Origin of the sequence: Nitrospina watsonii, assembly GCF_946900835.1 — a bacterium.
Lineage (GTDB): Bacteria > Nitrospinota > Nitrospinia > Nitrospinales > Nitrospinaceae > Nitrospina > Nitrospina watsonii.
Genome location: NZ_OX336137.1, coordinates 1,301,077 through 1,312,680, shown reverse-complemented (window position 1 = coordinate 1,312,680; position 11,604 = coordinate 1,301,077). Strand labels below are relative to the sequence as shown.

Genomic DNA, 11,604 nt, shown 5'->3' with positions numbered 1-11,604 from the left:
CGGTCTCGTCATCAGTTGACGGGAACGATGCGCCCTTCCTGAACGCTCAGCTTCACCAGGCTGCGGTCGGTATCGCCCGTCGGCAGCATGGTGGTCGTGCCCGCCACGCCGGGGTAATCCTCGATCTGTTGCAAGCGCTCGTACACTTCCAACCGATTGTAGCCGCCATTCAGAATGGCCTGAAACATCATGTTGGCCGTATCGTAGGCCTGAGCCGCAAGCACCGTGGGTTTGCTGCCGAACCGTTTTTGAAAATCCTCAACAAACTTTTTGGTATTGGGGTCCTCCCCTTCCGAAAAAAATCCGTCCACGAACAACACCGAGTGCATGTAATGCCGGGCCATTTCCACAAGCTCCGGAGAGTTCCAGCCGTTGCCGCCCAGGAATAAAATATTCTCGATGTTGTAAAACGCAAACTGCGGGATCATCAGTCCCACCTTGTCATAAAATCCGGGAATGAAAATGGCATCGTAATTGACCTCAAGCGCCACTTTCAAACCTTCCGATTCGTTTCCAGAAAACAGTCCCCCATCGATGATGGGACGCGAAATGTTGCCCTTGTCATTCAAGGGCGGCGGCTTGGCGCCGCGCCGGAGAAAGCGGTTGACCATCCATTTCAAACGGTCGTCGGGAACGCCTCCCAAATTGAGAATCTGCTCTCTGAAATCATTCTGCGACCGGTCGTAAGCCAGAGACGTGACCACCTCCCCGCCCAGTGCCCGCACCTCTTTCTCGAAGTCGTCCCGCATGATCTCACCGTAGTATTCAGTGGGATACAAAACAGCGATCCGGTACAGGTTCAAATGATTGACCGCATAACGGGCGAGGAAGCGCGCCTGCAATTCTTTGGTCAGTGCGTTGCGGAATACATAAGGACTCAGTTCCGCCAGCCCACTGGTCGAAGCCGTCGGCGAGAACACGGGCATGCGGTATTTTTCAATGGCCGGGATGCTGTCCTGGATTTCCCAGCTCAGGATGGGGCCGACGATACCGACCACGTTGGGATCGCGGGCCAGATCTTCCATCACTTCCGTTGTGTTGCGTCCCAATCCCGAATCCTTGACCTCCAGCTTGATCTGCCCCTTGTTGCCGGCGCTGACCTGGCTGTACGCCAGTTGAATGCCCTGCAACACCTGCTGCCCCACGAGCGCCCGCTGTCCGGACAAGGGGAGCACCACCCCCACGCGGATTTCATTTTCCGATTGATCGCGGAACCCATTCAATGCGGCGCGCATTTCATCTGTCAAGGCGCTGTCGGGAAACCGGATGAGAAAATTTTCGAGCGCAATCTGGTAGTTGCCCAGGTCCCGTTCATTGCGGAAAATGTGAATCAGTTTGTTCAGAATCAGATCGCCGGGATATTCTTTGCCCAGTATCCGGTTCATGTTCAACAATTGTTGCTTCGTCAGCTTGTCTTCAACGATGGCTTCTATCGCCTGGCGGGCATAAGCCTTGAGGTCTTCATCCAGCCCTTTCTCCACAATCCGTTTGAATTTGTGGAGAGCCTGATCGTATTGCGTGCGCAGATCGTCCAGGCGTGCGAGATACGAATACGCCTTCCACTTGTGCGTCGTGTCCGGATCGACCTTAATGGTCGCCCGCAACAACTTCTCGGCTTCTTCCAGGTTTTCCAGATGAAACAGGCATTCCGCAATTTTCAGGCGGGCGTGGTACACCCAGGTGGAATCCGGAAAAAATTGAATGAACCGTTGAAAGTACTCCTGTGCGGACGTATAAAAACCGTTCTGAAACTCGATTTGCCCCAGACGAAAAAAGGCTTGCGGGCGGCGTGGCTCTGCCGGGTACCGGTCCAGGAACTCCTCAAAAACCGCTTTCGCACCCAGGTAGTTGCCTTCATGGAACAGGGTCTCGCCTTTGTAGAAGAGAGTGCTTCCGGAGTCGAGACCCGTGGACTGCTGAGCATGGGCCGGCAAAACCACCGCCAACAGGCAACCCCACAACAGAATTCCCAGCAGGCCCGTCATCCTGGCCGGATTTTTTTTGCGGAATCGCATTTTTCGTTGCAGTCCGTCACTCATCGTTGCGATCCATTTTACCTTTCAGGTTGTGCTTTTTGACACGGTAACGCATCGACCGAAAACTCAGGTTCAACAGCTTGGCGGCCTTGTTGATCATGCCATCGGATTTGTCGAGCGCACCCAGCAGCATCTTCTTTTCAATTTTATCCAGGGTGCTTTCAAGGTCGATCGGCTCATCCGTCAGCGGCGGGACAATGTTGTCCGCAACCGATGTCGAAGCACCGAGCAATTCTTCCGGCAGGCTGCTGACCTGGATGGTGTCCTGCGTCTCCAGCACCACCGCACGCTCCATGACATTTTCCAGTTCGCGGACGTTGCCCGGCCAGTCATAATTTTCCAGCGCTTTGATGGCCTCCGGCGAAATAGACTTCATTTTTTTTTCGCCCTGGTATTCCTCGCAATACTTGTTGATGAAGTGATGGACGAGCAGCGAGATATCTTCCTTGCGCTGGCGCAACGGCGGGATGCTGATATGGATCACCTTCAGGCGGTAATACAGGTCTTCGCGGAATTCCTTGTCCTTGACCGCCTGCACGAGGTCGCGATTCGAGGCGGCGATGATGCGCAGATCCACTTTGATCGTCTTGGTGCCGCCGACACGCGTGAATTCTTTTTCCTGCAGCACCCGCAGCAGTTTGACCTGAATCGAAAGCGGGGCTTCGGAAATTTCATCGAGGAAAAACGTTCCCTTGTTAGCGGCTTCCATCAACCCCACCTTGGTCGAATCGGCGCTGGTGAAGGCGCCCTTTTCGTGGCCGAACAGCTCGCTTTCCAACAGGGTTTCCGGCATGGCGCCGCAATTGATGGAAATGAACGGATAGTTTTTGCGGTTGCTGTTGTAGTGCAGGGCCTTGGCCACCAACTCCTTGCCGGTGCCGCTTTCGCCGCCGATCATGACCGTGGCGTTGCTGTTGGCCACCTTGCCGATGTAATCGAAGACCTGGCGCATGCCTTCGCTTTTGCCGATGATGCTGGCAAACTGATACTTGTCCTTGAGGGCGCTTTTCAGGTAGGAATTTTCATCGGCGAGCCGCTTTTTTTCGGCGGCGTTTTTGATGATCAACTGCAATTCTTCGATCTTGAAGGGCTTCGACAGGTAATCGTAAGCACCCTTCTTCATCGTCTCCACCGCCGTCTCGGCGGAGGCATAGGCGGTCATCATGATCACCGGGGTGCCCGGCAAGGTGCGGTTGACAGCATCGAGCACATCGATGCCATTGGCGCGCGGCATGTTGATGTCGGTCAGGACCACATCGTACTGATGCTCCTGCACCATCTCCACCGCGACCTCGCCATTGCGGGCCGTCTCCACCTCGTGCCCATCCTTTTCCAGCACAATGGTGAGCAGGTCCCGCATGCTCTTTTCATTTTCGACCACCAGTATTTTGCTCATATCCCTGAATTTAGTGTAAGGGATTGATTTACATATTGCCAAAAGTTTGTGAATAGAGTTTCAGGCGCAACGCGTTGAGACGGATGAAGCCCTCGGCATCGGCCTGGCGGTAGATGTCGTCTTTCTCGAAGGAGGCCATATCCTTGCTGTACAGGGATTTATCGGCCTTCACCCCGGCCAGGATGCAGTTGCCCTTGTACAGCTTCATGCGGGCGGTGCCGTTGACGTGCACCTGCGTGTCGTCGATGGTTTTCTGCAACAGTTCCCGTTCCGGCGAATACCACAATCCATTGTAAATGAGCCGGGCATAGGTCGGGATCAACGAGTCGCGCAGGAACATGATCTCGCGGTCCATCACCAGCGTTTCCAGAGCCCGGTGCGCCGCGTGCAGAATGGTGCCGCCCGGCGTTTCGTACACGCCGCGCGACTTCATGCCAACAAAGCGGTTTTCAACGATATCGATGCGGCCGATGCCGTTGTCCCCGCCCAGATCGTTGAGCGTGGCGATCAGGTTGGCCGGGCTCATGGCCTCGCCGTTGATGGCGATGGGATTGCCCTGCTGGTAGGTGATCTCGACATACGTCGGTTTGTCCGGCGCGGCTTCCGGCGATTTCGTCATCAGGAACATGTCGTCATCCGGTTCGTACCAGGGGTCTTCCAGCACGCCGCCCTCGTAACTGATGTGGAACAGGTTGCGGTCCATGCTGTACGGCTTTTTCTTGGTGACGGGCACCGGGATATTGTGACGGGTGGCGTAATCGATGAGGCTGCTGCGCGAATCCAGATCCCATTCGCGCCACGGCGCGATGATGACCACATCCGGCTTGAGGATCATGTACGTGAGTTCGAACCGCACCTGATCGTTGCCCTTGCCGGTGGCGCCGTGAGACACGCCCTCCGCCCCTTCCTGGTTGGCGATGCGGATCTGCTCCTTGGCGATCAAGGGCCGCGCGATGGAGGTGCCCAGCAGGTACTGATTCTCATAGAAGGCATTGCCGCGCAGCATGGGGAACAGGAAATCCTGCGCGAATTCTTCCTTCAGGTCTTCGACGAACACCTTGCTCGCCCCGGTGGCGAGAGCTTTTTCACGCACCGGCTCCAACTCCGCCCCCTGGCCGATGTCGGCGCAATAGGCGATGATCTCGCAGTGGTACTTTTCTTTCAGCCATTGGATGATGACGGAGGTGTCCAGACCCCCGGAGTAAGCCAGTACAATTTTGTTCAGTTTATCGGTCATGATTCTCGCTATTCGATGGAGTTGAGTTCACCTGCTATGAAACAATTCAGCTTGTAGCTGTTCAGCTTGTAGCTGGTCAGCTTATAGCTGCTCAGCCGCGCACAAACCGGTCGCTATGGATGTAATGGGCCGCGCCCCACACCGCGCACCGGTCGTTGACGATCACCCGCACCGGGATGCCCCGCATCCAGGTTTCGAATTTGTGTTTGTCGCGAAACGCTTCCAGAAACCGGTCGGACTGCAACAGGGACAGGATCTTCGGGGCGATACCGCCGCCGATGTAAATGCCGCCCCGGGCGACGACCTGCAACGCCAGGTTGCCCGCCACCGCGCCAAAGGTGGTCACAAACTGGTGCAATGCCTGCTCGCACGGCACAAACCGTTGCTCCAACCCCACACGGGAAATGACCTCAGGCGGGTCGCCGCGTTTCAACTCCGCCTCCAGCCATTCGGGCGGCGGTTCCGGATGCCGGGCCTGAAAAAAATCGTACAGGGATTTGAGGCCCGCGCCGGAAAGCACGTGTTCGACGCAGACCCGATGATACTGTTTATTGAGGAATTGGACAAGCTCTGCTTCGAGGGGAGTCTGCGCCGGAAAATCCACATGGCCGCCCTCGGACTCGACCAGCAGGTAACGCGAATCCGCTCCCACCGGAGCCAGAATCGCCTGCCCCAGACCGGTGCCGGCTCCCAGGATGCCGATGTTGCCGGTGGGGTCGGCTTCCCCGGCCTGCACCACAGCCACATCCGCGTCATTGAAAAATGGCACCGCGGCGGCCTGCGCGGCAAAATCGTTGATCAAGGCCACGGTCTCCAGCTTCAGCGTGCGGCGCAGATCGCGGACATCCACCACCCAGGGGAGATGGGTGACCTGGCAACGTCCGTCCTGCACCGGCCCGGCGATGCCAAAGCAGGCTTTTTCAAGGGAGCCGGGCTTCGATGCGGCCAGAAACTTTTCCAGCGCCGCCGCAAAATTCTCAAACTCCCGGCTCTTGTAGCGGGCTTCGTGGACGGCTTCCAGCGCGCCGCCCGCATCCCGGAACAAGGCCAGGCGGCAATGCGTGCCGCCGATATCCCCGGCTAAGATCATCCCGCTATTTCAGAAACGACCGGATGCGGTCGTCCAGCGCGTCCTGATCCTTGGTGAAGGATTGCAGCGCGGACTGCGTCATCAGGTCGTCGAGGCCGATCGACTCCGGCCAGTCGGCCAGTTTCGGAATCTTGCCGTGATCGTAAATCTTTTTGAAGTCGGCCTCGCTGAAACGGTGAAACAGATCGACCTTCCGGGCCTCGCAGAATTGCCGCAGGTCCTCGCCGGACATGGCATCCGGATTGCCGGATTCCAGCAACGCGTCCACGAACTGCTTGAAAGCGTCGTCCACTTCCCACAGCGTCGGCACCTGCCTGCCCCAACCCGCGCCCGCGTCCACGCCGGGCTTCAGGTCGGTGTCGAGAATACTCTCGATCTCCTCCGGCTTGCGGCCCGACTGCTGAAACTCCTGCAAGGCCTTGGGCGGGATGGTCTGCACATCGACCCCGGCCAGGGTCGCCACCTGCTCGCCGTTTCTGATGCTGGCGGCGATCAGTTTCGAGGTCACCGTCTTGTCCTGCTTTCCCGCCTCGCGCACGGCGTGCTGCGTGGCGAAGGTGACTTTTTCGCCGATGTTCGATCCGTCGCCCAGTTTGTTGTCACTGACCACCGCGTTCAATCGGCCCAGAAATACGTTCAGGTAATTCGGGTTCGACAACCTGGCCGCCAGGTAATTCTGCCGCGCCGAGAAACCCAAGGTGAAGTTGATGGGGATGCCTTCCTTGCGCAGGGTGCGCACGGCGAGGTAGCCTTCCGGCGTCAGTGGAATCTTGACGGTGAAATATTCCGGGCACACCTTGTAATAGCGGCGCGCGTAGTCCAGCGTCGCCTCCAGATCGCGCGACACTTTGGGGTGCAGCTCGACGCTGACCTTCACCTTGAACGCTTCCACCAGGCGCAGCGCGATGCGGCAGTTGATGACGAAACCCACCTCGCGCACCTGTTCGTCGGCGCTGAGACCGGAGGCGGCGGCGTTCAGCTTCTGCACCGTTTCCTGAATGAGGTCGTCCATGACACCGGTCTGCACCACCTGGTTGGCCAGAGTGTTGTTGGTGGTGAGAGCGGAGAGTTCCTTGCGCCAGATGGAGCGCGCCAATTCCAGGTCGCCGGTATCGATCCACAACTCGCTGCCCAACGTCTTCAATCGCGCCAGCATGGGATCGCTCTGGTACTGGCCGGACACATCGCCTTGTCCAATCTTGCGGGCGGCGATGCTGTGCACGAGGTCGTCCAATTCTTTACTAATGGTACCCATGGTGATTACCTCTTTTCGGTTCCTGGTTTGTTCAAAAGTTGAAACATGTTTTTCTTGTAAAATTCGACGCCCGGCTGATCGAAGGGATTGACGCCCAACAGGTAACCCGAAAGCGCCACGGCGCGCTCGAAAAAATAAAACATCTGCCCCAGCGTCTCCGGCGTGCGGTCCTGAAGGGTGAGCGACAGGTTCGGCACGCCGCCTTCCAGATGCGCCGCCGCCGTGCCCCGATAAGCTTTGTCGTTGACGTAATCCAGTCCCTTGCCCGCCAGGTAATTCAATCCATCCAGATCGTCCGCAAACTGTGGAATGCTGACATCGCGGTTCGATTGCGCGACCAGCAGGAAGGTTTCGAAAATGGTGCGCTGGCCTTCCTGCATCCATTGCCCCATCGAGTGCAGGTCGGTGGTGTACTCGACCGAAGCCGGGAACAGGCCGCGTTGTTCTTTGCCTTCGCTCTCGCCGGTCAACTGTTTCCACCACTCCGCCACATACTGCAAGGCCGGGTGGAAACAGGCCATGACCTCCGTGGTCTTGTCCTGCTTGTACAGCAGGTGGCGCACCGCCGCATAGAGATACGCGGGATTCTCATCGAGACGGGCGGACTGCGTGGCCGCGTGCTCCGCCTCCTGCCCGCCCTGCAACAGCTTGCGGATGTCGATCCCGGCCACGGCAATGGGCAAAAGCCCCACCGGGGTCAGCACCGAATAACGGCCGCCGATGTCGTCCGGAATCACGAAGGTTTGATATCCTTCGGCGTCGGCCAGTTGCTTGAGCGCACCCTGTTTCTCGTCGGTGGTGGCGACGATGCGTCGCCGTGCTTCTTCCACGCCGACCTGTTGCTCCAACGCCTCTTTCAGGATGCGGAAGGCGACGGCCGGTTCCGTGGTGGTGCCGGATTTGGAAATAACGTTCAGGCACACGCGTTTGTTGCGGATCACATCCAGCAGGTCAGCCAGGTAATCGCCGCTCAGGTTGTGCCCGGCATAATAGATGTCCGGACCGTTGCCGCCGGCGCCGCGCAGCAGTGGATTGCAGAAGGTGATGGCCGCACGCGCACCCAGGTACGAACCGCCAATGCCGATGCTGATCAAGGCGTCGCACTGGGAACGGATCGACTGCGCCGCCGCCTCGACCGCCTGGATTTCCGCCGCCTCGATTTTAGAAGGCAGGTGCAGCCAGCCCAGATAATCGTTGCCCAGCCCCTGCCCGCTTTCCAGTAGGTTGTGCAGACGCGTGACCTCCGCCTGCAATCCCTGCAACGCGTCTGCGGAGACGAACGGCTTGACGTTGTCGATGTTGAGAGAAAGGCGGTTCATGTCTGTAGTAGTGGAAGCGGTTTTCGGTCAAGAATTTGGCTCAATCTTATATGATAGACAGGAGTCACCTCACTCGATACTCTCTAATACGTGTATTATTGATCAGCAAATACATTGTGGCTAGAGTAAACACTTTTCCATCAGTTGCCTGAAGTAGGCGACGCATGTCTTCACGTCTAATCTTGAAACCACGACCCGCAATACAGGCAATTACGTCATAATCCTTGCCTTCCTCGTCACGAAGAGTTCGCAGTCTCTGCACCCGAGCAACTTTATCGCGAGCAGTACCATCATCTTCGGTCAGCTTGGCCTCGATAACTGCTACCGGTGTAAATTCATCCGGTATGATAAAATCCGGAGTCTGGTCAAAACCCGGGATTTTTTCGGCTCTCTTTGTTTCGCGAAAATTAATTTTGGCCTCATCGAGGACATTTTTAATAGCGACCTCAACCACCTCGCCAATCAGTTCGCTTACAGAATCACGGTGGGTTGCAAATGGACGCCCTAGAAACCGTTCATAAAGTAGCACCGGATATGGCGCTCCAAGATCAGCAATTGACTGTAAACTTTCGACACCCTTTTTAGTATCAGCTTTATCTAACCGGTGAATAACACCAGGTGGCACGGTCCCAGCTCCTTCAGTAATAATTTTGCTACCTGCTTCGATCATAGCCCGTAAGCGCTGCTCCGTCACACCATTTCCTTCACCAATGGGCTCGAGGGGATTCAGGCGGAATCTCCTGTCAAGAGCTCGTGCTGCACCCTGATCAACTTCTACGCCGGTTTTTTCACTGGTCACATAGGCCCATTCTGGTGGAGAAAAACCAAGTATGCATCTAAAGACAACAAAAGCAATTGGTGCTGTCCGAACGGAGGCAAGTACAGTTTTCGCAGTCATGTTACTGAAGGCATCAGTTCCCTTTTTAAGGGCTTGATACCCTTTTTCAAAAGTAGCATATTCAACAAAACCTTCGCCTTTAGGCATCTCAATAAAGCTGGATGTCAATTCATCAAATACTTCATCAACAAGGGGTTCCCAAGTCACTGACGGGTTACTGTAATTTATATCAAAACGCAATGGCATCCCGCGACCTTTCGGTGGTATCAACAGTAGTAAAAAGCGGCCCATAGCCAGAGTATCCTGCCTTTACAGATAGAAGGCGTTCCAGAAGATCTTCAGGATCGGGTAACATCCGGATTGCCCTTTTGAAACAATCCAGTTTTTCCCCAATTGGTAAGCTTGCATCCCATTCTTTTCTCAAATTCCAAATTGTCATCCGTGTTAGATGTCCGAAAATTATGCATCGCGTATCTCCTTTGGTTGGCTTCCTGCCTCCCTCTACAATTTGTTCAAGATCATGGTTAATAATGGCCAATAGTTCTTTGTCATTCCTGAAGAGCCAACGTTTGGGAGTATTTCCAGTATTACGGCAGACAAAGACCGTATCAACGATTGATGAATTTGTACCATGGATATGAATGGAGCCACCCATCTCGGCTGGACAAGGAATAGATGCCGAGCATGTAAGCCCAGCATCCAGAATTGCAACACCAACAGCAAAGTACGCATCAATTTTGTTATGGTGATAAGTAAAAACGAGTGGAGCCCCCGGTTTAAGAGCCTCGGCCATATGGCGATAGACTCGAGCTACCCCCTCTGTGAAGTGTTCGAGTCCCCATGACCTAGTGACATTGCCTGTTAATTCTTCATCAGTCCGCGTTGATGGACGCCAAAAGCCCTCAGCTTCTTCCCCAACTAGTTTGCGTAACCAAACGTAACAAAAGTCCATCAACTCGCCGTATTGAACATTTCCAAAGTAGGGTGGGTCTGTAAAAACAGCATCGAGGCTATTGGGCTCAAGTTTCACAGAAGTCGCATCGGCACAATGAATAGCAATATTACGACGCCTCGCCCCATCAAGTTTTTCTCCTATCCATTCACCTTGAATGGGTACTTGCACATTACGAGAACCGCGTCGCTCCATTTCAAAAGGTGCATCACAATAATATTTGGCCTTTGCATATTTGGCGATGATGTTAGTCCACCCGCCTGAACCAACATTGGCTCCTTTACTATTGATTATTCCAAGTAAATTAGATTCACATTGCACATGCCCAACCGGAAAACCATGAACTGAAAAAATATCCAGCGATTTAAGTGCCCATGTATCGTACCGGCACAACAAATTCTGATAACGCAATAAGTCTGAAAGATTTGTAGCTAATGCGTGACGGATTCGTTCATCTTTGACCTTTGAGATTAGGCTGCAACTTAATTCGAGACCGAGAAGTTGCCGATAATTGAACATTTCCCGGTAATAATGATAGCCCCAACGATGGAGCCTATCAGTCTCGTCCCCTGATAATATTTCCTGAGTAGGAACAAAAGTTGCTGTCAATGCTTTCCACCGGCACTCACCTTCCACAAGTCGCCCAAGATCCTTAGAATCCGGTTTCTTAAAAAAACGACCTTTATGTTTCGCTTTACGCTTAGGATTATAATACTCGATAGCAAAAAGCCTGTGTCGTAACGGGCCTTCTCCGGAACGTGGATATTTATTGAGGCGCCCACAATGTGAACAATTACAACGTCCGCGGCTGGCCGGGCCTTCCATAAGCAACCTAGTCTTGCAATTCTTGCATGCTCCAGGCACCGTGCGGTCTTCAACCTCATTAAGATCACCACATGAAAAACAAACCAAGACGTTTCTAGTGTGACGGACATTTTCCGATATAAGATAACCTGGAAACAAATCGAAATCTTTTCCACAATAAATGCAACTAATGATTTTAACCCAAAGAAAGTATTTGACGGGTACATCCACATCTCCATAAATCGGACAGTCGGTCAAATAAAGATGTTGGATTTCTTGGCGAAGCCTATTAAGCAAGAGGCCAGCTTCATCTTGATAGGCATTAATATCAAGATGCTCAATTTCTTCACGAACAATCCATGTGGCCATGGGGTTAATATCAAAACCTGTGATGTTACAACCAAGCCGGTTTGCTTCAATTAGAGGGGTTCCGCCGCCCATAAAAGGGTCGGCGACCTCTTTTTTAGGAAAATCATTAGCTTCAAAAAATAGTTCTGAAAGCGGCTTTTCGCCAAACTCAGCTAGAACTAAGGCACGAAATAAGGTACCAGGCCGACGGGCAAACCATTTGTGCACAGCAATGATAGGGCGGTAGTTCTGCTGGATTTGCTTTTCTCGAAGCGCCAAACTCGCAACAAAGGGAATATCAAATTTTGTTTCAATGCTCATCAACCAAC

Annotated in this window: 8 protein-coding genes; all 8 read right to left on the bottom strand. The window is 54.2% G+C overall.

Annotation, left to right across the window (positions count from 1 at the left end):
- Nucleotides 1–11: 11 nt before the first annotated feature.
- Complete coding sequence (locus QML71_RS06010) at nucleotides 12–2,039, bottom strand: penicillin-binding protein activator (protein WP_282011008.1); 2,028 nt, start codon at nucleotides 2,037–2,039, stop codon at nucleotides 12–14.
- Entirely contained in the window at nucleotides 2,032–3,432 is a 1,401-nt protein-coding gene (locus QML71_RS06005) for a sigma-54-dependent transcriptional regulator (RefSeq protein WP_282011007.1), read from the bottom strand. Before QML71_RS06005 ends, QML71_RS06010 begins: the two co-directional genes overlap by 8 nt.
- Before the next feature lie 28 nt (nucleotides 3,433–3,460).
- A complete protein-coding gene (locus tag QML71_RS06000; RefSeq protein ID WP_282011006.1) occupies nucleotides 3,461–4,669 on the bottom strand; it encodes an argininosuccinate synthase in 1,209 nt (402 codons plus the stop codon).
- A 91-nt stretch (nucleotides 4,670–4,760) separates the two neighbouring features.
- On the bottom strand, nucleotides 4,761–5,759 hold the full coding sequence (gene glk, locus QML71_RS05995; RefSeq protein ID WP_282011005.1) for a glucokinase: 999 nt from the start codon (nucleotides 5,757–5,759) through the stop codon (nucleotides 4,761–4,763).
- 4 nt (nucleotides 5,760–5,763) lie between these two features.
- Complete coding sequence (locus tag QML71_RS05990; protein WP_282011004.1) at nucleotides 5,764–7,014, bottom strand: transaldolase family protein; 1,251 nt, start codon at nucleotides 7,012–7,014, stop codon at nucleotides 5,764–5,766.
- Between the two features lie 5 nt (nucleotides 7,015–7,019).
- Complete coding sequence (locus tag QML71_RS05985) at nucleotides 7,020–8,333, bottom strand: glucose-6-phosphate isomerase (RefSeq protein WP_282011003.1); 1,314 nt, start codon at nucleotides 8,331–8,333, stop codon at nucleotides 7,020–7,022.
- A 64-nt stretch (nucleotides 8,334–8,397) separates the two neighbouring features.
- On the bottom strand, nucleotides 8,398–9,417 hold the full coding sequence (locus QML71_RS05980; RefSeq protein ID WP_282011002.1) for a PDDEXK family nuclease: 1,020 nt from the start codon (nucleotides 9,415–9,417) through the stop codon (nucleotides 8,398–8,400).
- Nucleotides 9,401–11,596, bottom strand: a complete 2,196-nt coding sequence (locus tag QML71_RS05975) for a DUF1156 domain-containing protein (protein ID WP_282011001.1) — start codon at nucleotides 11,594–11,596, stop codon at nucleotides 9,401–9,403. The genes QML71_RS05980 and QML71_RS05975 overlap by 17 nt, the downstream gene beginning before the upstream one ends.
- Nucleotides 11,597–11,604 lie beyond the last annotated feature (8 nt).

Excerpts from the sequence above, each read along its gene's own strand:
- QML71_RS06000 (WP_282011006.1), bottom strand. The coding sequence starts at position 4,669 with ATGACCGATAAACTGAACAAAATTGTACTGGCTTACTCCGGGGGTCTG.
- QML71_RS05990 (WP_282011004.1), bottom strand. The coding sequence starts at position 7,014 with ATGGGTACCATTAGTAAAGAATTGGACGACCTCGTGCACAGCATCGCC.
- QML71_RS06010 (WP_282011008.1), bottom strand. The coding sequence starts at position 2,039 with ATGAGTGACGGACTGCAACGAAAAATGCGATTCCGCAAAAAAAATCCG.
- QML71_RS05980 (WP_282011002.1), bottom strand. The coding sequence starts at position 9,417 with ATGCCATTGCGTTTTGATATAAATTACAGTAACCCGTCAGTGACTTGG.
- QML71_RS05975 (WP_282011001.1), bottom strand. The coding sequence starts at position 11,596 with ATGAGCATTGAAACAAAATTTGATATTCCCTTTGTTGCGAGTTTGGCG.
- glk (WP_282011005.1), bottom strand. The coding sequence starts at position 5,759 with ATGATCTTAGCCGGGGATATCGGCGGCACGCATTGCCGCCTGGCCTTG.
- QML71_RS05985 (WP_282011003.1), bottom strand. The coding sequence starts at position 8,333 with ATGAACCGCCTTTCTCTCAACATCGACAACGTCAAGCCGTTCGTCTCC.
- QML71_RS06005 (WP_282011007.1), bottom strand. The coding sequence starts at position 3,432 with ATGAGCAAAATACTGGTGGTCGAAAATGAAAAGAGCATGCGGGACCTG.